Below are 21964 nucleotides of genomic sequence, written 5' to 3'. Positions count from 1 at the left end.
TCGTACCTGGCCGGAGCAGGCGGGCGGGCCTGCTCACGGTTGAATCGCGGCGGCGAATCGCCGCGGTTCAACTGCGATCGGGCGGGCTCAGGCCTCGTGGCACACCCGCCCGTCGACCAGGGTGTAGCGTACCGCGCCCGGCAGGCAGTGGCCGATGAACGGGCAGTTCTCGCCCCGCGAGAACCAGTGTTCGCCAGCGACCGTCGAGGCGTTGGGGTCGAACAGCACCAGGTCGGCGGCGGCACCCACCTTCAGTTCACCGGCTGGTAGGCGCAGGGCCTGGGCCGGGCCGCTGGACAGGCGCGCCAGCAGGGTCGGCAGGTCGAGCAGGCCGTCTTCCACCAAGGTCATGGCCAGCGGCAACAGCAGTTCGACGCTGCTGATGCCCGGTTCCGTGGCGCCGAACGGCGCCAGCTTGGCATCACGCTCATGGGGCTGGTGATGGCTGGAAATGGCCTGGATCACCCCGGACTTCACCGCTTCGCGCAGGCCATCGCGGTCGGCGGCGGTGCGCAGCGGTGGTTGCACGTGGTAGAGGCTGGAGAAGTCGCGCAGGGCGTCGTCGGTGAGGATCAACTGGTACAGCGCTACATCGGCGGTGACCGGCAGCCCCAACTGCTGGGCCTGGGCGATCAGGCGCGCGCCACGGGCGCTGGTGATCTGGGTGAAGTGCGCGCGTACACCGCTCTGCTCGACCAGCAGCAGGTTACGCGCCAGGGCCACGGTCTCGGCGCTTTCGGGAATGCCTGGCAGGCCGAGGAAGCTCGCCATGGCGCCTTCGTGGGCCAGGCCGCCGGCCGACAGGTCGCGGTCCTGGGAATGGAACACCACGGTCAGGTCGAAGGTGGCGGCGTACTCCAGGGCGCGGGCCAGGGTGCGGTTGTTGGGGATTTCCTTGAGGCCGTTGCCGAAGGCCACGCAGCCGGTGTCGCGCAAGGCCACCAGTTCGGCCAGTTGTTCGCCTTCCAGGCCTTTGGTGAGTGCGCCGATCGGGTAGACCTTGCTGTTGCCCGCGTCACGGGCGCGGTCGAGGATCAGTTCGGCCACTGCCGAGGTGTCGAGCACGGGTTTGGTCTGCGGTGGGCAGCACAGGCTGGTGACGCCGCCGGCCACTGCCGCGCGGGTTTCGCTGGCGATGTTGCCCTTGCGGCTGAAGCCTGGCTCGCGCAGGGCGACGTCGAGGTCGACCAGGCCGGGCGCGGCCACCAGGCCCTCGGCCTGGAGCGTGCGGCGGGCGCTGAAGCCGGCCGGGGCTGCGCCGATGGCGACGATCCGCCCGCCTTCGAGGTGCAGGTCGCTGACCTGGTCCAGGCCGCTGCTGGGATCGATGACCCGTGCGCCGATGATGCTGATGGTCACAGGGCGTTCTCCTGGTCGAGTTGACGTTGCGCGTTCTGGCCGCTCATGGCCATCGACAGCACGGCCATGCGTACGGCGATGCCGTAGGTGACCTGGTTGAGGATCACCGAATGCTTGCCGTCGGCCACCGCCGATTCGATTTCCACGCCGCGGTTGATCGGGCCTGGGTGCATCACGATGGCGTCCGGCTTGGCCTTGGCCAGGCGCGCGGTGGTCAGGCCGAACAGGCGGTAGAACTCGCCTTCGCTGGGCAGCAGGCCGCCGGCCATGCGTTCGCGTTGCAGGCGCAGCATGATCACCACGTCGACGTCCTTGAGCCCCTCGGCCAGGTCGGTGTAGACCTTCACCCCGTACTGCTCGATGCCGATCGGGATCAGGGTCTTCGGCCCGATCACGCGGATGTCCGGGCAACCCAGGGCCTTGAGCGCGAGCATGTCGGAGCGGGCTACGCGCGAATGCAGGATGTCGCCGACGATGGCCACCGACAGGTTCTCGAAGCTGCCTTTGTGGCGACGGATGGTGAGCATGTCGAGCATGCCCTGGGTGGGGTGCGCATGGCGGCCGTCACCACCGTTGATCACGGCCACCTCCGGGCAGACGTGCTCGGCGATGAAATGCGCGGCGCCGGAGTCCGAATGGCGCACGACGAACATGTCGGCGGCCATGGCTTCGAGGTTGCGAAGGGTGTCGAACAGGGTTTCGCCCTTGCTGGTGGACGAGGTGGACACGTTCAGGCTGATGACGTCGGCCGACAGGCGCTGGGCGGCCAGCTCGAAGGTGGTGCGGGTCCGTGTGGAGTTCTCGAAGAACACGTTGCACACGGTCTTGCCGCGCAGCAGCGGGACTTTCTTCACGGCGCGGGCGCCGACTTCGAGGAAGGAGTCGGCGGTGTCGAGGATTTCGGTGAGCAGTTCGCGGGGCAAACCGTCGAGCGAGAGGAAATGGCGTAGCTGGCCCTGGTCGTTGAGCTGCAGCGGGCGCTTGGCGTCGAATGGCGTCATCGCGGGGGACTCTTAAAGGGCGGATGCGGAGGCGAGGTCCTGGCGCTCGAGGGCGAGCGGCGCGGGACCGGTCAATTTTACCCGCTCATGGGCTGCCAGGGACAGCGTCGCGCCCAGTACGTTGGGGCGGATCGGCAACTCGCCGGCGTCCAGGTCGAGCAGGCACACCAGGGTCACGCTGGCCGGGCGGCCGTAGTCGAACAGCTCGTTGAGCGCCGCGCGGATGGTGCGTCCGCTCATCAGCACGTCATCGACCAGCACCAGGTGCTGGCCTTCGATCTCGAACGGCAGCTCGGAGGGGCGCACTTGCGGGTGCAGGCCGTTCTGGCTGAAATCGTCGCGGTAGAACGACACGTCGAGGGTGCCCAGCGGGCTGTGGTCGTCAAGTGCCTCTTGCAGGGCCTGGGCAACCCACACGCCACCGGTGCGGATACCGATGAAGCGGGGCTCGGCGATAGCGCGGCGCGCCAGGTGGGCGCGAAGATCGACGGCCATCTGCCGGATCAGTGCGGCGGGATCGGGTAGGCTCATTGCGTGCTCCTTGGGGCGCCAGCAGGGCCGGCGGCAAAGCGGATGGTCAGGTATTGGCCTCCAGCCAGCCTTGCAGCAGCAGTGCCGCGGCGATGGCGTCGACCGGGTTGTCGCGGTAGCTGCCACGTGGCCCGCCGCGGGCCATTTGCTCGCCCTTGGCTTCGAAGGTGGTCAGGCGTTCGTCGTGGGTGTGTACCGGCAGGTTGTAGCGCCCGTTGAGGCGGCGGGCGAATTTCTCCGCACGCTCGCTCATTTCGCTCGGCGTGCCGTCCATGTTCAGCGGCAGGCCAACGACGATGGCATCGGGTTTCCATTCCTTGATCAGCTTTTCCACCTGGTTCCAGTCCGGCACGCCGTTCTGCGCCTTGAGCGTGCACAGCTCGCGGGCCTGACCGGTGATGACCTGGCCGACGGCGACGCCGATCTGGCGGGTGCCGTAGTCGAAGCCCAGCAGCAGGCGCAGCTCGGCCATCAGGCGTGTCCTGCCTGGCTGGTCAGCAGGGCGAGGTTGATGCCCAGGCTTTGCGCGGCCGCTTGCAGGCGTTGTTCGCCGGCCATGCCGAACAGGATGTTGGCGTCGAACGGGCAGTTGAGCCAGGCGTTGTCGGCCAGCTCTGCCTCCAGCTGTCCGGCTTCCCAGCCGGCGTAGCCCAGGGTGATCAGGCTCTGTTTCGGCCCGACGCCTTCGGCGATGGCGAACAGCACGTCCTGCGAGGTGGACAGCGACACACCTTGCAGCTCGACGGTGGCCTGGTAGCTGCATTCCGGGCTGTGCAGCACGAAGCCGCGGTCGGTCTGCACCGGGCCGCCCTGGTAGATGGGGATCTGCAGGGTGCTGGGTGCGGGCTCCTCATCCGGGCGCAGTTGCTCGAGGATGTCGGCCAGGTACAGATCCTGCGGGCGGTTGACCACCAGCCCCATGGCACCGTTGGCATTGTGCTCGACGATGTAGGTGAGGGTCTGGGCAAAGTTCGGATCGGCCATGTGCGGCATGGCGATCAGGAACTGGTGCTTGAGGTAGCTGGGGGCGAGGGTTTTCATGAGGGGTAGTGTGGCGTCAGGTGGCGAGGCTGACAAGCTGGCCGTGCGGTGTCCGCACCGGTCAGTTGCTCGACAGCCGGTCGCCACGGGCGAAGCGCCAGGTGCGGATGATCTCCAGGCGGTCGTACTCGGCCAGGTCGCCGGTGAACGGTGCGAACGGTGCGGCCAGGCGCACGATGCGCTGGGCGGCCTGGTCGAGCAGCTTCTGGCCGGACGATTCGAGCACCAGCACCTCGTACAGCGAGCCATCGCGGTTGATCGACACCAGCAGGCGCAGGCTGCCGTATAGCTGCTGACGGCGGGCTTCTTCCGGGTAGTTGAGGTTGCCGATGCGCTCGACTTTCTTGCGCCATTCCTCTTTGTACCAGGCGCCTTTGTCGCGCATGGTCGAGGCGGCGTTCAGGCGATGGATGCGCGGCCGCTTGGCGTACAACTGCTGCTCGTTGGACAGCTCGGCTTCCAGGCTGGCGATCTGGCTCGACAACTGCGAGCTGTCGAAGGTCGGCGCCGCCTGCGCCGGTTTAGGTTGCGGCTTGCTCTCCTTGGGCGCGGTCTCGGCCTTCTGCGGCTTGCTCGCCTTGGTGGTCACTGCGGTTTTGGCCGGGGGCGGCGGCGTTTCCACGCGGGCGGCCGGCGGCGGGGTGATTGTGTTGACCTTGCTGTCCTGGAACGGCGCCACCTCGGTGGTGGTGGGCACCGCCTTCTTGTCCAGTGTGCCGCTGCCTTGCTGGTTGTCCTGTGCCTGGAAGTCGGCCTTCTCGGGCGCTTTCTCGCTCTTGAAGGTGGCCAGGGTGATGTCCATGGTCTGGCGAATTTCGGCGGGCTTGATGACGTTGAAGCTCACGCCGAGGATCAACGCCAGGTGCACCAACGCCGCCAGGAACAAGGTAAAGCCAAGCCGATCCACCGGGCGTACGCGCGGTGGCAGCAGGTCGGCGGGAATATCGGCGGGCGATGTCATCTTGTGTCCCAAAGAAACAGCTTCAAGCTTCAAGTTTCAAGCGGCAAGTCGAGGCGATTCGGCGCTGGATCGCGCTTTTTCTTGCCGCTTGTAGCTTACCGCTTGCCGCTGAGCGCCAGCTTAGCGTTGAGCGCTCAGCTGGCGCTCGATGGCGTCCATCAGTTGGCCGCCGATGTCGGTGTTGTAGGCCGCGTCGATTTCGCGGATGCAGGTCGGGCTGGTGACGTTGATTTCGGTCAGTGAGTCGCCGATCACGTCCAGGCCCACGAACAGCAAGCCTTTTTCGCGCAGGGTCGGACCGACCTGGGCGGCGATCCAGCGGTCGCGCTCGGTCAGCGGGCGGGCTTCGCCGCGACCGCCTGCGGCCAGGTTGCCACGGGTTTCGCCGCTGGCCGGGATGCGCGCCAGGCAGTAGGGCACCGGCTCGCCGTCGATCATCAGGATACGCTTGTCGCCATCGACGATCTGCGGCAGGTAGGCCTGCGCCATGATCTGCTGGTGGCCGTGCTGGGTCAGGGTTTCCAGGATCACCGACAGGTTCGGGTCACCCTGGCGATGGCGGAACACCGACGCCCCGCCCATGCCGTCGAGCGGCTTGAGGATCACGTCGCCGTGGGTGGCGGCGAACTCGCGCAGGATGTCGGCGCGGCGGCTGACCAGCGTCGGCGCCATGCACTGCGGGAACTGCGTGGCGAACAGCTTCTCGTTGCAGTCGCGCAGGCTCTGCGGCTTGTTGACGATCAACACGCCGTCGCGCTCGGCCTGCTCCAGCAGGTAGGTGCTGTAGACGAACTCCATGTCGAACGGCGGATCCTTGCGCATCAGGATCACGTCCAGCTCGCCCAGCGCGCTGTCCTGTTCCTCGCCCAGTTCGAACCAGCGCGTGGCATCGGCGAACACCTTTAGCGGGCGCATACGCGCGCGCGCCTGCCCGGTGCCTTGGTACAGGTCGCGCTGCTCCATGTAGAACAGGCTCCAGCCGCGCGCCTGCGCCGCCAGCAGCATGGCCAGCGAACTGTCCTTCTTATAGGAAATGGACGCGATGGGGTCCATGACAATCCCGAGGCGAACGCTCATGGGGTAAATCCTCTTGGCGACCGACGGCCGCGATGGCACGAAAGAAAAGTGGCTCAGGGTGGCGCCGCAAACGCGGCGGGTCAAGGGGTAGGCAGATGCAATGGCCCTGCGGACTGTGTTAAAAAAGCAGCTTCGAGCGTGTAGCGGCAAGCGGCGAATGGACGCGGATCGGCTCGGTCTGCGCTTCTCCTGTGGCTTGCGCGCCTGCACTCACCTGCGCATGGGTAGACGTCTATGGAACAACCTCTGAAGGTGATGGTGATCGACGACTCGCGCACCATCCGCCGGACCGCCCAGACGCTGCTAGGGGAGGTGGGTTGCGAGGTGATCACCGCCAGCGACGGTTTCGATGCCCTGGCCAAGATCGTCGATCATGCGCCGCGGATCATTTTCGTCGATGTGCTGATGCCGCGCCTGGACGGCTACCAGACCTGCGCGATCATCAAGCACAACGCGCTGTTCAAGGACACCCCGGTGGTGCTGCTGTCCTCGCGCGATGGCCTGTTCGACAAGGCCCGCGGGCGGGTGGTCGGCTCCGACCAGTTCCTGACCAAGCCGTTCACCAAGGAAGAATTGCTCGAAGCGATCCGCGTGCATGTGCCCGGATTCGCCGAACATGCACACCACGCACCCTGACCGCGCCGCGCCGGCGCGGTCTTCATGTTCCTGATGGGGAAACCGCATGGCCCGAGTTCTGATCGTCGACGACTCGCAGACAGAGATGCAAAAACTCACCGGGTGGCTGCAACAGCACGGCTACGAAGTGCTCAAGGCCGAAACCGGTGCAGACGGCGTGGCCCTGGCGCGCCAGGAAAAACCCGACGCGGTGCTCATGGACATCGTCATGCCGGGCATGAACGGCTTCCAGGCCACTCGGCAGTTGAGCAAAGACCCCGAGACCTGCGCCATTCCGGTGATCATGGTCACCACCAAGGACCAGGACACCGACCGCATCTGGGCCACGCGCCAAGGCGCGCGCGACTTCCTCACCAAACCCGTGGAAGAACACGCGCTGATCGCCAAGCTGGCCGAAGTGCTGGGCACTTGACCACCCGCCCCCAGGGCGCGTCGCTGACCGCGTTCGAGCTGCTGCTGGACATTGACCGCCGCTGCCGCCTGCTGGTGGCCGACCAGCCGCCGCAGGACACGCGCCTGCAGCACTGGAGCGGCATCGGTTTTCGCATCGCCGGGCAGTGGTTCGTCGCGCCCATGGGGGAAATCGCCGAAGTGCTGCGCGAGCCGCGCAGCAGCCGCGTGCCGGGTGTGCAGCCCTGGGTGCGTGGGGTGGCCAACCTGCGCGGCAGATTGCTGCCGGTGATGGACCTGTCGGCCTTTCTTGGCCTCGGCCCGGCAGCGGCGGGCAAGCAGCGGCGGGTGCTGGTGCTGGACCACGACGACCTGTTCGTCGGTCTGCTGGTCGACGAAGTGGTCGGCCTGCAGCATTTCGCCCTCGACAGCCTTGCGCTGTCGCCGCCGCAGCCGCTGATTCGCGCGGCGGCGCCGTTCGTACAGGGGCATTTCCCCCGCGAGCACAACTGGGCGATCTTCAGCCCTTTCGCCCTGGCCCAGGCGCCAGGCTTTCTCGATGTGGCGTTGTGAGGCCCCTGCGACAGTGAACCCTTCGATCCCCAGCAAGCCCACCCCGACCGTCGTTCCGGAAGCGGTGGCCCAGCGTCCACGCAGCACCGCGCAGATCACCGTGCTGTTCGTGGTGCTGATCCTGTCGATCGTGCTGCTGTTCGCCAACTTCGCCTACCTCAACACCCAGTCCAGCCACGACAAGCAGTACATCGGTCATGCCGGCGAGCTGCGCGTGCTGTCCCAGCGCATCGCCAAGAACGCCACCGAAGCGGCGGCGGGCAAGGCCTTGGCGTTCCGTCTGCTGTCCGATGCACGCAACGACTTCGAGCGGCGCTGGAAGTACCTGCGCGAGGGCGACAAGACCACCGGGCTGCCACCGGCACCGGCCACTGTGCGCGACGAGATGGACGCGGTGCGCCAGGACTGGGAAAACCTGCGCCGCAACACCGACACCATCCTGGCCAGCGAACAGACCGTGCTGTCGTTGCATCAAGTGGCGGCGACCCTGGCCGAGACCGTGCCGCAGTTGCAGGTCGAGTACGAGAAAGTGGTGGAAATCCTGCTGCAAAGCGGCGCACCGGCCAGTCAGGTGGCCGTGGCCCAGCGCCAGTTGCTGCTGGCCGAGCGGATTCTCGGCTCGGTCAACACCGTGCTTGGCGGCGACGAGGCGGCGGTGCAGGCCGCCGACACCTTCGGCCGCGATGCCAGCCGCTTCGGCCAGGTGCTGCAGGGCATGCTCGACGGCAATGCTGCGATCCAGGTGACCCGCGTCGAAGACCCCGACGCCCGTGCGCGCCTGGCCGAAATCGCCGAGCTGTTCCAGTTCGTCTCCGGTTCGGTGGACGAAATTCTCGAAACCTCCCCAGAGCTGCAGCGCGTGCGCGAAGCGGCGAGCAACATCTTCAGCCTGTCGCAGACCTTGCTCGACGAGGCCTCGCACCTGGCCACCGGCTTCGAGAACCTGGCCGGACGCACCCTGGATACCGTGGGCGGCTACGTGCTGGGCCTGCTGGCGCTGACCTCGATCATCCTCATCGGCCTGGTGATGGTGCGCGCCACCAATCGCCAGTTGCGCGACACGGCGCAGAAGAACGAACGCAACCAGCAGGCGATCATGCGCCTGCTCGACGAGATCGAAGAACTGGCCGACGGCGACCTGACCGTGAATGTCTCGGTCACCGAAGACTTCACCGGGGCCATCGCCGATTCCATCAACTATTCGGTGGACCAGTTGCGCGACCTGGTGGCGACCATCAACCACAGTGCCGAGCAGGTCGCCGCCGCCGTCCAGGATACCCAGAACACCGCGCGCCAGTTGGCCAAGGCCTCGGAGCACCAAGCCGATCAGATCAGCGAGGCGTCGCTGGCGGTGGGCGACATGGTCGAGTCCATCGACCGCGTGTCGGCCCACGCCTACGAGTCGGCCAAGGTGGCCGAGCGCTCGGTGGCCATCGCCAACAAAGGCAACGAAGTGGTGCACAACACCATCGACGGCATGGACAACATCCGCGAGCAGATCCAGGACACCGCCAAGCGCATCAAGCGCCTGGGCGAGTCGTCCCAGGAGATCGGCGATATCGTCAGCCTAATCGACGACATTGCCGAGCAGACCAACATCCTGGCGCTCAACGCGGCGATCCAGGCGTCGCTGGCGGGCGAGGCCGGTCGCGGTTTCGCGGTGGTCGCCGATGAAGTCCAGCGCCTGGCCGAGCGCTCGTCGTCGGCCACCCGGCAGATCGAGGCGTTGGTGCGCACCATCCAGGCCGACACCAACGAAGCGGTGATCTCCATGGAGCAGACCACCGCCGAAGTGGTGCGCGGCGCGCGCCTGGCCCAGGACGCCGGCGTGGCCCTGGCCGAGATCGAAGGCGTGTCGCAGACCCTGGCCGACCTGATCCACAGCATTTCCGATGCGGCGCAGTTGCAGACCTCGTCGGCCGGACAGATTTCCCACACCATGGCGGTGATCCAGCAGATCACCGCACAGACTTCCCACGGCTCCGGCGCCACCGCCGACAGCATCCGCCACCTGGCGAAGATGGCCAGTGAGATGCGTCGCTCGGTCTCGGGGTTCACCCTGCCGCCGCCGGCCGAGCCGAGCTGAGGCGCCGTCGATGGCCATCACCCCCATGAACCCCGCACGCCACGACACCGTCGCCCTGAGCTGGAGCAAGCCGGCCATCGCCGGATGCCTGGCACAGGCCCGCCAGGCCCTCGAACGCTTCGCCAGCGAACCGGGCGAGCCTGCCCACCTGGCGCCGATGGTGGACAACCTGCACCAGGTCCATGGCTGCCTGGCGCTGCTCGAACTCAAGGGGGCCGCGCGCCTGGCCGAAGAGCTCGAACAGCTCGGGCGGGCGCTGCTCGACGGCCAGGTCAGCCCGCGTGGCGACTGCCTCGGCGCGCTGTTCCGTGGCCTGGAGCAACTGCCGTCCTATCTCGAGCGCCTGCGCGGCGCGCGCCACGACCTGCCGCTGGTGGTGCTGCCGCTGCTCAACCAGTTGCGCCTGTGCCGCGGCGCCGAGGCACTGGCTCAGGACAGCCTGATGGGCGAGGCCGCGCAGCGCCTGGCCGGGGCCAGTGATCTGGCCAATCTCGACCTGTCGCTGGGCAGTTGGCGCGACCAGTTGCAGGCCGGTCAGGGGCGCGATGCCCTGCGCTCGGTGATCACCGCCCTGTGCGACGACCTGGTGCGCATCAAGGAGCGCCTCGACCCGTTCATGGCCGGTGGCCAAGCCCCGCGCGAGCCGCTGCAACGCTTGCTGGCGCCGCTGCGGCACGTGGCCGACACCCTGGCGGTGCTTGGCTTCCAGCAGCCACGGCGGGTGATCATCGACCAGGTGCTGGCGTTGCAGGCGCTGGTCGAGGGTGAGAAGGCGGTCAGCGATGCGCTGCTGATGGACGTGGCCGGCGCCCTGCTGTACGTCGAGGCGACGCTCAACGGTATGGTTGGCGGCCTGGCCGAAGGGCTGGAGGGCGGCATGCCCGGCGCCGAGCTGGGCGAAATCCGCCAGCGGGTGTTCGAAGAATCGCTGTCGGTGCTGCAACAGGCCAAGGACCTGCTGAGCGACTGCCTGGAGTGCGACTGGTCGCGTCAGCGCCTGTTGCCGTTGCCGGGCCTGTTGCAGCAAGTACGCGGCGCGCTGGCCATGCTCATGTTGGCGAACGCGTCCGAGTTGTTCGGCCTGTGCGCGGCCCATGTGCAGGACGCGCTGCTGCCGCTGGAACAGGTGCCGCCCGAGGCGCAGCTCACACCGCTGGCCGAGGCCCTGAGTGCGCTGGAGTGTTACCTGCAATGGCAAGTGGCGGACCCGCTGGCCGATGCCGGGCATTTTCTTGACCTGGCCGGCACCCGCCTGGCCTCGCTGGGGCTGCGCGGCAGCGGCGAGACCGAGGCGGCTGGACTGCCCGCCGCACAGGACGGCGTTGACGAGACCCTGCGCGAGGTGTTCCTCGAAGAAGCCGGCGAGCTGCTGCCGGAAATCGAGCGCCAGTGGTTGCGCTGGCGCGCCGACGATCACCCGCGCGAGGCGTTGATCGCCCTGCGCCGCGCCCTGCACACGCTCAAGGGCAGCGGGCGGATGGTCGAGGCGCGGGCCGTGGCCGAACTGGCCTGGGCGGCCGAACATTTGCTCAATCGCGCCCTCGAAGGGCGCGTCGCGCTGGGCGGCGAGGGCCTGGTGGCCTTGCAGCAAGCCTTCGTGCATCTACCCGACCTGCTCGCCGATTTCGCCGTCGGTCAGCCGCCACGCCTGGCGGAGCTTGAGCGGCTGGGCGATCACTTGCATGCCCTGGCGGTGCGTGACAAGCCGCCGCCCAGCACCGTCGAAGGGCTCGACCCGCAGTTGCTGGAGATCTTCCGCAACGAAGCCCAGGGCCACCTGGCCAGCCTCGACGCGTTTCTGCTTGCTGCCCAGGGTCAGGAGGCAGCGGTCACCGACGCCCTGCAACGTGCCCTGCACACGCTCAAAGGCAGCGCGGCCATGGCCGGGGTGATGCCCATCGCCGAGTTGGCCACTGCCTTCGACCGTCTGGCGCGCGAGTACAAAGTGCATCAATTGCCGGTGCAGGTAAGCGATCTGGACGCGCTGACTGCGGCTGGCACGCTGTTCCGGCAGGGCCTGGCGCAGCTCGACAGTGCGCCACTGGCGGCCATCCCCGGCGCCGCCGCCCTGATCGAACAGGTCGGCGAGGCGGTGGATGCGCGCCAGGCTGCATTGCAGCACGAGCCGGCGCACGCGCGCCGCGTGCGCCGCGACCCGCAGATCATCGCCAGCTTCCTGGCCCAAGGCATGGACAGCCTGCTCGATGCCGAATCGCTGCTGTCGCGCTGGCAGGAGCACCCTCGCGAGGGCCAGGCGCTGGAGACCTTGCTGGACGAATTGACCACCCTGGGCCACGCCGCCCACCTGGCCGATTTCTGGCAGGTGGACGCGCTCTGCGAAGCCTTGCTCGACGTCTACGGGGCCGTGGAGGAGGGGCGTCTGGTGGCCGATGCGCGCTTTTTCGTCCAGGCGCGCCAGGCCCACGAACGGCTGCTCGACATGTTCGACGAGATCGCTGCCGGGCAGGACATCACGCCAGCCGACGACTGCCAGCACGCCTTGCGCGCGCTGCTCGACGGTGCGCTCGACCCGGCCGCCAGCGGTGTGGTCCGTGCCGACGGCGTAACGCCGCTGGCGGCGGCCGTGGACCTGCCGGAACCGGCGGTGGTGCAACTGTTCCTCGACGAAGCCAGCGACCTCCTCGATAGCGCCCAGCAGGCCCTGCAGCGCTGGCAGCAGGCGCCGGAGGGCGTCTCGGCGCTGTCGGCCCTGCAGCAGGACGTGCAGACCCTGCGCGGCGGCGCGCAACTGGCGGCGATCGGCCCGGTCGAAGTGCTGGCCCAGGAGCTGGCACGGGTCTACGAGGGCCTGGTCGACCGCCGCCTGCGCGCCGACAGCACGCTGGCCGAGTTGCTGCAACGCAGCCATGCGGCGTTGGCGCAGATGCTCGACGACCTGCGCCAGGGCCAACTGCCCGCCTCGGCGGTAGCCCTGCTGGGAGAACTGCGCGAGTTTCGCCATGCCCCACCGTCGCAGTTGCCCCTGGACGCGCCGGTCGATGACGAACAGGCACCGGCCGACAAGGAACTGCTGGAGGTTTTCCTCGAGGAAAGCTCCGACATCGTCGAGAGCGCCGCCGCCGCGTTGGCCCGTTGGCAGGCCGACCCGCGCAATCGCGCCGAAGCGGAGAACCTGCTGCGCGACCTGCACACCCTCAAGGGCGGCGCGCGCATGGTGCAGATCGCCGCCATCGGCGATCTGGCCCACGAGCTCGAGTTTCTCTACGAACTGCTTGCCGCCGGTCGCCTACCGCCGACCCCGGCCTTATTCAGCCTGTTGCAGAACTGCCACGACCGTGTGGCGCAAATGATCGATGCCGTGCGCCTGGGCCAACCGCTGCATGCGGCGACCGCGCTGATCGACTACATCCGCAACTTCTCCAGCGCTGCCCTCACCGACAGCGCAGCGGGCCAGGCGACGGTTCAGGCCGAACCTGCCGAGGCGCCGGCACTGGCACCGGAGCGCACGCCTGCAGACCTGGTCAAGGTCGATGCCGAACTGCTCGACGACCTCGGCAACCTGGCCAGCGAGCACGCGATCATTCGCGGGCGTATCGAGCAGCAGGTCAACGATGCGCAGTTCGCCTTGAGCGAAATGGAAACCACGTTGGAGCGCATGCGCGACCAACTGCTGCGCCTGGACACCGAGACCCAGGGGCGCATGGCCGGTCGCTGGCAGGCCGAGGGCGATGTCTACGATGACTTCGACCCGCTGGAGATGGACCGTCACTCGCAGTTGCAGCAGTTGTCCCAGGCCCTGTTCGAATCGGCCTCCGACCTGCTCGACCTGAAGGAAACCCTGGCGCTCAAGACCCAGGAAGCGCAGGGCCTGTTGCAGCAGCAGGCGCGGATCAACAGCCAGTTGCAGGAGGGCCTGACCGCCACCCTGATGGTGCCCTTCGAGCGTCTGGTGCCGCGCTTGCAGCGCGTGGTGCGACAAGTGGCCAGCGAGCTGGGCAAGCAGGTGGAACTGGTGGTCGGCAATGCCGAGGGCGAGCTCGATCGCAGCGTGCTCGAACGTATGGTTGCGCCGCTGGAGCACATGCTGCGCAACGCCGTGGACCATGGCCTGGAGCCGCGCGAGGTGCGCCTGGCGGCCGGCAAGCCCGAGCAGGGCACCATTCACCTGGACCTGCTCCACGAAGGCGCCGACATCGTCATCGAGATGAGCGACGATGGCGCCGGTGTGCCGCTGGAGGCGGTGCGCGACAAGGCCATCAAGCGCGGCCTGCTGGCGCCGCAGGCGCAGTTGAGCGATCACGAGATTTTGCAGTTCATCCTGCGCCCTGGTTTTTCCACCGCAGAGAAGATCACCCAGATTTCCGGTCGCGGCCTGGGCATGGACGTGGTGCATGAAGAGGTCAAGCAGCTCGGCGGCTCGATGAGCATCGAGTCCAGTGCCGGCAAGGGCGCGCGCTTCCAGATCCGCCTGCCGTTCACGGTGTCGCTGAATCGGGCGCTGATGGTGCACCTGGGCGAGGAGCAGTACGCGATCCCGCTCAACACCATCGAAGGCATCGTCCGGGTGCCGCCCGCCGAGCTCGAAGCCTGTTACCAGCAGGACCCGCCGCGCTACCGCTACGGTGGCCAGGACTATGCCCTGCGCTATCTCGGTGAGCTGCTCCAGGCGGTCGCGCGTCCGCGACTGTTGGGGCAGCGCGTGCCGTTGCCGGTGCTGCTGGTGCATGCCCAGGAGCAGTCGTTCGCGATCCAGGCCGATGGCCTGTCACCCAGCCGCGAGATCGTGGTCAAGAGCCTGGGGCCGCAGTTCGCTGCGGTGCCGGGGTTGTCGGGCGCGACCTTGCTGGGCGATGGCCGGGTGGTGCTGATTCTCGACGTGCTCGGGCAACTGCGCGGCCAGCAACGGCGCCTGGCGCGGCTGCCGTTGGGCGAGGGCGGACGACGCCCGCTGCTGGGCCCGGCGCCGCGACGTCAGTTGCTGGTGATGGTGGTGGACGACTCGGTGACCGTGCGCAAGGTCACCAGCCGCCTGCTCGAGCGGCACGGCATGAGCGTGCTGACCGCCAAGGACGGCGTCGATGCCATGGCGCTGCTGGAGCAGCACCGTCCGGACGTGCTGTTGCTGGACATCGAGATGCCGCGCATGGACGGTTTCGAGGTGGCCACGCGGATCCGCCGCGACAGCCGTCTGAGCGCGCTGCCGATCATCATGATCACCTCGCGCACCGGCCAGAAGCACCGTGAGCGGGCCATGGCCATTGGCGTCAACGAGTACCTCGGCAAGCCGTATCAGGAGTCGCTCCTGCTGCAAAGCATCGCCCACTGGAGCCAGCCCCATGCTTGAACATATCGCCGGCCAGCGCAGCAGCCTGACCGGGCTGTTGCTGCCTTTGGGCGACCGCACCCTGGTGCTGCCCAACGTCGCCGTGGCCGAACTGATCGGCGAGCGTGCCTGGGTGTGCGAGCGCTTCGCGTTGAACTGGCACATGGGCTGGCTCGACTGGCGCCAGCAGCGCCTGCCGCTGATCGGCTTCGAGGCCGCCTGCGGCGGGCAGACCCCGTGCGGCGAGCGGGCGCGCATCGTGGTGCTCAACGCCCTGGGCGATACCGGCCTGCGCTACCTGGCGCTGCTGCTGCAGGGCATTCCTCGCTCGTGCAAGCTCGACAGCCAGCTCAACTATGTGGACGTGCCCCTGGGGCCGTTCGAGCTGGCGGCCGTGCAGGTGGGCGAGCAAGTGGCCCACGTTCCCGACCTCGCGGCGCTGGAGCGCCTGGTGCGTGACGCCGATCTGCAACCTGGGGCGGGGTAGAGTTGTCGTTTTACCGGTCTGGTCGCGGGTTGCCCGTGATCTGGCGGCATGGTCTTCAGGCCGGAACCCCGTCTTTTTCATAAGGTCTCTGTCTGCATGTATTACGGTGAACGTTTCAATGCTTGGACTCACCTGTTTGGCGCCTTGCTGGCGGCGGTCGGTGCCATTTGGCTGGTGGTCATCGCGGGGTTGCAGGGCGACCCGTGGAAGATCGTCAGCTTTTCGATCTACGGTTTCACCCTGCTGCTGCTCTACAGCATCTCCACGCTCTACCACAGCACCCGTGGGCGGACGAAGGTGATCATGCGCAAGCTCGATCACCTGTCGATCTATTTGCTGATTGCCGGCAGCTACACGCCGTTCTGCCTGGTCAGCCTGCGCGGGCCGTGGGGCTGGAGCTTGTTCGGTGTGGTCTGGGGGCTGGCGCTGATCGGCATGCTGCAGGAGATCAAGCCGCGCTCCGAGGCGCGCATCCTGTCGATCATCATCTATGCGGTCATGGGCTGGATCGTGCTGGTGGCGGTCGATCCCTTGCTGCGTCAGTTGGGCACCGCTGGCTTCGCCTGGCTGGCGGCCGGCGGCGTGTTGTACACCGTCGGCATCATTTTCTTCGCCTTCGACAGCCGCTTCCGTCACTGGCACGGCATCTGGCACCTGTTCGTCATCGCCGGCAGCCTGATGCACTTCGTCGCGGTGTCGCTCTACGTGGCCTGAGCGGCTTTAGAAGTCGCCCCACAGCTGTTGTGCCACCGACAGCGCCACCACCGGCGCAGTTTCGGTGCGCAGCACGCGCGGGCCGAGGCGGGCAGCCTGGAAGCCGGCGGCGTTGGCCTGCTCCACTTCCACCTCGCTCAGGCCGCCCTCGGGGCCGATCAAAAAGGCCAGGCGCGCGGGTTTGGCGTGGCTGATCAGCGGCTCGGCCACCGGGTGCAGCACCAGCTTCAGGTCGGCGTCGGTCGCTTTCAACCACTCGGCCAGGGTCACCGGTGCATGGATCGTCGGCAGGCTGGAGCGGCCACATTGCTCGCAGGCGCTGATCGCCACCTGCCGCCAGTGGGCCAGGCGCTTGTCGGCGCGCTCATCCTTCAAGCGCACTTCGCAGCGCTCGCTGACGATCGGGGTGATGGCGTTGACGCCCAGCTCGGTAGCCTTCTGGATCGCCCAGTCCATGCGCTCGCCGCGCGACAGGCCTTGACCCAGGTGGATGTGCAGCGGTGAGTCCGGCTGCCCGGACAGGGCCTGGTCGAGGCCGACCCGCACGGATTTCTTGCCCACTTCGAGCAACTGGCCGAGGTACTCCTGGCCGCTGCCGTCGAACAACTGCACGGCGTCACCCGCGTTCATGCGCAGCACGCGACCGATGTAATGGGCCTGGGCTTCGGGGAGTTCGTGCTCGCCGAGGCTCAGGGGGGCGTCGATGAAGAAGCGGGACAGTCTCATGGTTTGGCTCGAAAGGGTCGTGGGCATCATCCTCTGTCGGCGCGGCGAACTGCCGTGCCGACAGGGTCTGGCGGTGGGCTCGAGGGGTTAGCCCGGATCGCGGAAGTCCGGGTGAAAATCAGCGGGCACGGCCACGCTAACCCGATCACGGGTAGCGATATCGATGCCTTCGCTGGCCACCTCGGCGAGGAAGTCGATCTGCTCCGGGGTGATCACGTACGGCGGCAGGAAGTACACCACACTGCCCAGCGGGCGCAGCAGGGCGCCCCGGCTCAGGGCGTGCTCGAACACCTTCAGCCCGCGACGCTCCTGCCAGGAGTAGGCGAGCTTGCCGGCCTTGTCCTTGACCATCTCGATGGCCAGGGCCATGCCGGTCTGACGGACCTCGGCCACGTGCGGGTGATCGACCAGGTGCGCGGTGGCGCTGGCCATGCGCGCCGAAAGCGCTTTGTTGGCCTCGATCACCTGGTCCTGTTCGAAGATGTCCAGCGTGGCCAAGGCCGCCGCGCAGGCCAGCGGGTTGCCGGTGTAGCTGTGCGAGTGGAGGAAGGCGCGCAGGGTCGGGTAGTCGTCGTAGAACGCCTGGTACACGTCATCGGTGGTCAGGCACGCGGCCAGCGGCAGGTAGCCGCCGGTCAGGGCCTTGGACAGGCAGAGGAAGTCCGGGCGGATGTCGGCCTGCTCGCAGGCGAACATCGTGCCGGTGCGGCCGAAGCCCACGGCGATTTCGTCGTGGATCAGGTGCACGCCGTAGCGGTCGCAGGCCTCGCGCAGCAGCTTCAAGTACACCGGATGGTACATGCGCATGCCGCCGGCGCCCTGGATCAGCGGCTCGACGATCACCGCGGCGACGCTGGCATGGTGCTCGGCCAGGGTCTGCTCCATCACCGCGAACAGGTTGCGCGAGTGCTCCTCCCAGCCCATGCCTTCCGGGCGCAGGTAGCAGTCCGGGCTGGGCACCTTGAGGGTGTCGAGCAGCAGCGCTTTGTAGGTTTCGGTGAACAGCGGCACATCGCCCACCGACATCGCGGCGATGGTCTCGCCGTGGTAGCTGTTGGTCAGGGTGACGAAGCGCTTCTTTTCCGGCTGGCCCTTATTCTGCCAGTAGTGGAAGCTCATCTTCAGCGCCACTTCGATGCACGACGAGCCGTTGTCGGCGTAGAACACCCGGTCCAGGCCGGCTGGGGTCATGGCCACCAGGCGTTCGGACAACTCGATCACTGGCTGGTGGCTGAAGCCTGCGAGGATCACGTGTTCGAGCTGGTCGACCTGATCCTTGATGCGCTGGTTGATGCGCGGATTGGCGTGACCGAACACGTTGACCCACCAGGAGCTGACCGCATCCAGGTAGCGCTTGCCTTCGAAGTCCTCCAGCCACACGCCTTCGCCGCGACGAATCGGTATCAGCGGCAGGTGCTCGTGGTCTTTCATCTGGGTGCAGGGGTGCCACAGGACCTTGAGGTCGCGCTGCATCCACTGTTGATTCAGGCCCATGGGCAAATCTCCTGGCGGGGGCATTTAGGCTCTGTCTGAACGGCATCGACTCGCCCATACGGCGTTGAAACGGGGCTCGCATGCGCGTGCGCTCCCCGCTACAGATGCTTTCCAGACAGACCCTGGGACGGCGTAAGCCTAAGCAAAGGCACCTGTGGCGACAACCTTGGCTTGCCTGGCGCCCTGGTCTGGCTCACGTCATAGCGCCGCGCTGGCGGCGCCGAGGGCTCCTGACGTATTCTTCACGCGCCTCCCGGGGAATCCCTCCCTACTTACATTTCGCTTCTGATCCGGAGTTCGCCGACATGGCTGCTGCTTGGGTGCGCCTGTGCGCATTGGTGTTGATAGGTGCATCCAGCGCGACTGCGCTGGCGAAGGACAAAACGCCCTCGGCCATCGTGGTCGGTGGCGGCATGGCGGGCTTGACGGCCGCCTACGAGCTGCAGGCCAAGGGCTGGCAGGTGACGTTGCTCGAGGCCAAGGACAGCATGGGCGGGCGCTCGGGGCTGGCGACCGGTGAGTGGATCGGCAACGACAAGGCGCAGCCGGTGCTCAATCAGTACCTGCAACGCTTCAAGCTCGATACGCTGCCGGCGCCGGAGTTCGTGCGTACCCCCGGCTACCTGATCGACGGCGAGTATTTCAGCGCTGCCGACCTGGCCATCAAGCAGCCTGCCACGGCCGACGCGATCAAGCGCTACGAGAAGACCCTCGACGACCTCGCCCGCTCCATCGACGACCCGCTCAATCCTGCGGCCAGCAGCACGCTGTTCGCCCTCGACCAGATCAACGTGTCGGCCTGGCTCGACAAGCTGCAACTGCCCGCCACTGCGCGTCAGTTGATCAATCAGGAAATCCGCACCCGTTACGACGAGCCTTCGCGCCTGTCGCTGCTGTACTTCGCCCAGCAGGCGCGGGTGTACCGGGGTGTCGGCGATCGTGACCTGCGTGCGGCGCGCTTGCCCGGCGGCAGCCCGGTGCTGGCCCAGGCCTTCGTCAAGCAGCTCAAGACCCTCAAGACCCATTCGCCGGTCACTGCCATCGTCCAGGACAAAGACGGCGTGACGGTGAAGGTCGGTGCCGTCGGCTATCAGGCCGACTACCTAGTGCTGGCCGTGCCGCTGCGGGCGCTGGCGAAGATCCAGATGACCCCAGGCCTGGATGCCCAGCACATGGCTGCCCTCAAGGGCACCAACTATGGCTGGCGCGACCAGTTGCTGCTCAAGTTCAAGAATCCGGTGTGGGAAAGCCGCGCGCGGATGTCGGGCGAGATCTTCAGCAACGCCGGTCTCGGCATGCTGTGGGTCGAGCCGGCGCTCAAGGGCGGCGCGAACTTGGTGATCAATCTGTCCGGCGATAACGCCCGCCTGCTGCAGGCCTTCGGCGACAAGCAGATGGTCGATCAGGTGCTGATCCGCCTGCACGCCTTCTATCCGCAGGCCCGTGGCGCGTTCACCGGCTATGAGGTCAAGCGCTACAGCGCCGACCCAGGCACCGGTGGCGCCTACCTGGCCTACGGCCCGGGGCAGATCAGCAAGTACTGGCGTCTGTGGGAACGTCCAATGCAGCGGGTCACCTTTGCCGGTGAGCACACCGACGCGCTGTATCCGGGCACGTTGGAAGGCGCGCTGCGCAGCGGCCAGCGTGCGGCAGGTCAGGTCGAGGACCTGGCGGCGGGCAAGTCCTTCGACCCGGTAGCCAAGGCCGCGCCGGTCGCGGCTGCAGCCGGAGCAGCGGCCGCTGGCGCTGTGGCTACGAAGGAAAAACCGGGCTTCTTCTCGGGGCTGTTCGGCGGTGGCGACAAGCCGGCTGCCAAGCCTGAACCGAGCGCCAAGCCTGCGCCAGAGGCTGCGCCGGCCAAGGAAAAGCCGGGCTTCTTCTCGCGCCTGTTCGGTGCTGACGAGGCGCCTGCCGCGCAGCCGCAACCGGCCGTCAAGGCCGCAGAGCCAGCTGTGATGCCTCCTCCAGCACCGGCTGCCGAACCCGTTGCCCCAGCCGCTGCGGCTGCCGCGCCTGCGGTGAAGCCGGAGCCGGTAAAGGCAACCAGCAAACCCGCTGCCGCCAAGCCGGCACCGGCCAAGGCCGCCGTGAAGCACGCGCCGGCCCACAAGCCTGCCGCCAAGCAACCCAGCAAGGCCGAGGCGGCGAAGAAGAAGGCGCCGAGCAAAACCGAGCCGGTGAAGAAGCAGCCGGCTGCTGACACCGCTACCCAAGCCAACTGACGCCAACGTCGTCCAGGGGCTCCGACGAGACACGCTCGTCGGGGCTTCGGGGGTGAACTGAATCGTTCGCGTTAATGTTTCCTTAATAGGCTGATTACAGAATAATCAATCGACTCTATCGATAATATGAAGCGGTTTTTTCTTCTTTATTTCGATACTTAGTGCGTTATCGTGTGCACAGCTCTCACGGGGATTCCGCCACCATGCAATTGCGCAATTCTGCTTCGCGCTACGGCGCCGTCAGCATCATTCTTCACTGGGGTGTGGCGCTTGCCGTCTTCGGTCTGTTCGGCCTGGGGCTGTGGATGGTCGGGCTCGACTACTATGATCCATGGCGCAAGGCCGCGCCTGACCTGCACAAGAGCATCGGTCTGGTGCTGCTGGCGGTGATGGTGCTGCGCGTGCTCTGGCGTCTGCTCAATCCGCCGCCACCGGCACCGGCCAACCACGGGCCATTCACCCGTGTGGCGGCCAAGTTCGGGCATCTGGCGCTGTATCTGGGGCTGTTCGCGGTGATGACCGCCGGCTACCTGATTTCCACCGCCGACGGTGTCGGCATCCCGGTCTTCGGTCTGTTCGACGTGCCGGCGCTGGTCAGTAATCTGCCCGATCAGGCAGACACCGCTGGCGTGATTCATCTGTACCTGGCCTGGGGGCTGGTGATTTTCGCCGGTCTGCATGGCCTGGCCGCCCTGAAGCACCATTTCATCGACCGTGACGCGACCCTCATTCGCATGCTGGGCCGCAAGGCTTGACCCTCAACCTCAATTGCAAAGGAAGGAAGTAAGGATGTTGAAGAAGACTTTTGCCGCCCTGGCGCTCGGTACCGCTCTGCTCTCTGCCGGCCAGGTCATGGCCGCCGAGTACAAGATCGACAAGGAAGGCCAGCACGCCTTCGTCGACTGGAAGATCAGCCACCTGGGCTACAGCTTCATCCACGGCACGTTCAAGGACTTCGACGGTGCCTTCAGTTGGGACAGCGCCAAGCCTGAGGCCAGCAAGATCAGCGTCGATGTGAAGACCGCCAGCCTGTGGTCCAACCACGCCGAGCGTGACAAGCACATTGCCAGCGCCGACTTCCTCGATGTGGCGAAGTACCCGGACGCCAAGTTCGTCTCCACCGCGGTGAAACCGACCGGTGACAAGACTGCCGATGTGACCGGTGATCTGACCTTGCACGGCGTGACCAAGCCGGTCACCTTCAAGGCCGTCTTCAATGGCGAAGGCAAGGATCCGTGGGGCGGCGAGCGTGCGGGCTTCAACGCCAAGACCACGCTGAACCTGAACGACTTCGGCATCAAAGGCCCAGGCCCGACGTCCCAGACGCTGGATCTGGACATCACGCTGGAAGGTGTGAAGCAGAAGTAAGTTTCTCCCGCCGA

At 66.9% G+C, this 21964-nt stretch carries 19 protein-coding genes; 10 read left to right on the top strand and 9 right to left on the bottom strand.

Features of this window, described 5'->3' with window-relative positions; all coding sequences use genetic code 11:
- Window positions 1-87 precede the first annotated feature (87 nt).
- The 7 genes from GKC70_RS21855 to gshB form a co-directional block, all read right to left on the bottom strand.
- Window positions 88-1359: a dihydroorotase gene (locus GKC70_RS21855; RefSeq protein ID WP_342649908.1), complete on the bottom strand. Its 1272-nt coding sequence runs from the start codon at window positions 1357-1359 to the stop codon at window positions 88-90.
- On the bottom strand, window positions 1356-2360 hold the full coding sequence (locus GKC70_RS21850) for an aspartate carbamoyltransferase catalytic subunit (protein ID WP_029614263.1): 1005 nt from the start codon (window positions 2358-2360) through the stop codon (window positions 1356-1358). The genes GKC70_RS21855 and GKC70_RS21850 overlap by 4 nt, the downstream gene beginning before the upstream one ends.
- Window positions 2361-2372: 12 nt before the next feature.
- Window positions 2373-2891, bottom strand: a complete 519-nt coding sequence (gene pyrR, locus GKC70_RS21845) for a bifunctional pyr operon transcriptional regulator/uracil phosphoribosyltransferase PyrR (protein WP_039582744.1) — start codon at window positions 2889-2891, stop codon at window positions 2373-2375.
- A 46-nt stretch (window positions 2892-2937) separates the two neighbouring features.
- Complete coding sequence (ruvX, locus tag GKC70_RS21840) at window positions 2938-3363, bottom strand: Holliday junction resolvase RuvX (protein WP_116887414.1); 426 nt, start codon at window positions 3361-3363, stop codon at window positions 2938-2940.
- Window positions 3363-3932: a YqgE/AlgH family protein gene (locus GKC70_RS21835; protein WP_342649907.1), complete on the bottom strand. Its 570-nt coding sequence runs from the start codon at window positions 3930-3932 to the stop codon at window positions 3363-3365. Before GKC70_RS21835 ends, ruvX begins: the two co-directional genes overlap by 1 nt.
- A gap of 61 nt (window positions 3933-3993) precedes the next feature.
- Window positions 3994-4893 (bottom strand): energy transducer TonB, encoded by a 900-nt coding sequence (locus GKC70_RS21830; protein ID WP_342649906.1) that lies wholly within the window; start codon window positions 4891-4893, stop codon window positions 3994-3996.
- Between the two features lie 120 nt (window positions 4894-5013).
- Window positions 5014-5970 (bottom strand): glutathione synthase, encoded by a 957-nt coding sequence (gene gshB / locus GKC70_RS21825; protein WP_029614260.1) that lies wholly within the window; start codon window positions 5968-5970, stop codon window positions 5014-5016.
- Window positions 5971-6204: 234 nt separating this feature from the next.
- Between gshB and GKC70_RS21820 the strand changes: the two genes are divergently transcribed.
- The 7 genes from GKC70_RS21820 to GKC70_RS21790 all read left to right on the top strand — a co-directional run bounded on the left by GKC70_RS21820 (window position 6205) and on the right by GKC70_RS21790 (window position 16140).
- Window positions 6205-6606: a response regulator gene (locus tag GKC70_RS21820; protein WP_029614259.1), complete on the top strand. Its 402-nt coding sequence runs from the start codon at window positions 6205-6207 to the stop codon at window positions 6604-6606.
- A gap of 46 nt (window positions 6607-6652) precedes the next feature.
- Window positions 6653-7018 carry a twitching motility response regulator PilH gene (gene pilH / locus GKC70_RS21815; RefSeq protein ID WP_029614258.1) on the top strand — a complete coding sequence of 122 codons (366 nt, stop codon included), beginning with the start codon at window positions 6653-6655 and terminating at the stop codon, window positions 7016-7018.
- A complete protein-coding gene (locus GKC70_RS21810; RefSeq protein WP_039582750.1) occupies window positions 7015-7569 on the top strand; it encodes a chemotaxis protein CheW in 555 nt (184 codons plus the stop codon). Before pilH ends, GKC70_RS21810 begins: the two co-directional genes overlap by 4 nt.
- Window positions 7570-7633: 64 nt before the next feature.
- Entirely contained in the window at window positions 7634-9655 is a 2022-nt protein-coding gene (locus GKC70_RS21805) for a methyl-accepting chemotaxis protein (RefSeq protein WP_116890006.1), read from the top strand.
- Window positions 9656-9665: 10 nt separating this feature from the next.
- Window positions 9666-14960 carry an Hpt domain-containing protein gene (locus GKC70_RS21800; protein ID WP_342649905.1) on the top strand — a complete coding sequence of 1765 codons (5295 nt, stop codon included), beginning with the start codon at window positions 9666-9668 and terminating at the stop codon, window positions 14958-14960.
- Complete coding sequence (locus tag GKC70_RS21795; protein ID WP_039582751.1) at window positions 14953-15426, top strand: chemotaxis protein CheW; 474 nt, start codon at window positions 14953-14955, stop codon at window positions 15424-15426. Before GKC70_RS21800 ends, GKC70_RS21795 begins: the two co-directional genes overlap by 8 nt.
- Before the next feature lie 96 nt (window positions 15427-15522).
- The gene (locus tag GKC70_RS21790; protein WP_342649904.1) at window positions 15523-16140 is read left to right on the top strand and encodes a hemolysin III family protein; all 618 of its coding nucleotides are present in this window, start codon (window positions 15523-15525) and stop codon (window positions 16138-16140) included.
- Between the two features lie 6 nt (window positions 16141-16146).
- Here the strand turns inward: GKC70_RS21790 and GKC70_RS21785 are convergent, their stop codons facing one another.
- Window positions 16147-16866, bottom strand: a complete 720-nt coding sequence (locus tag GKC70_RS21785; RefSeq protein ID WP_342649903.1) for a 16S rRNA (uracil(1498)-N(3))-methyltransferase — start codon at window positions 16864-16866, stop codon at window positions 16147-16149.
- An 87-nt stretch (window positions 16867-16953) separates the two neighbouring features.
- Entirely contained in the window at window positions 16954-18360 is a 1407-nt protein-coding gene (locus GKC70_RS21780) for an adenosylmethionine--8-amino-7-oxononanoate transaminase (RefSeq protein ID WP_342649902.1), read from the bottom strand.
- Window positions 18361-18665: 305 nt separating this feature from the next.
- Here GKC70_RS21780 and GKC70_RS21775 point away from each other — a divergent pair, with 305 nt between their 5' ends.
- The 3 genes from GKC70_RS21775 to GKC70_RS21765 all read left to right on the top strand — a co-directional run bounded on the left by GKC70_RS21775 (window position 18666) and on the right by GKC70_RS21765 (window position 21950).
- On the top strand, window positions 18666-20582 hold the full coding sequence (locus GKC70_RS21775; RefSeq protein WP_342649901.1) for a flavin monoamine oxidase family protein: 1917 nt from the start codon (window positions 18666-18668) through the stop codon (window positions 20580-20582).
- 203 nt (window positions 20583-20785) lie between these two features.
- Window positions 20786-21337: a cytochrome b gene (locus GKC70_RS21770; RefSeq protein WP_342649900.1), complete on the top strand. Its 552-nt coding sequence runs from the start codon at window positions 20786-20788 to the stop codon at window positions 21335-21337.
- Between the two features lie 34 nt (window positions 21338-21371).
- A complete protein-coding gene (locus GKC70_RS21765) occupies window positions 21372-21950 on the top strand; it encodes a YceI family protein (RefSeq protein WP_342649899.1) in 579 nt (192 codons plus the stop codon).
- The last annotated feature ends 14 nt before the right edge of the window (window positions 21951-21964 follow it).

It is taken from the genome of Pseudomonas sp. REB1044, assembly GCF_038813925.1.
GTDB classification, from domain to species: domain Bacteria; phylum Pseudomonadota; class Gammaproteobacteria; order Pseudomonadales; family Pseudomonadaceae; genus Aquipseudomonas; species Aquipseudomonas boreofloridensis.
The sequence above is the reverse complement of the archived record's forward strand: the minus strand, read 5'-3'. Positions and strand labels throughout refer to the sequence as shown.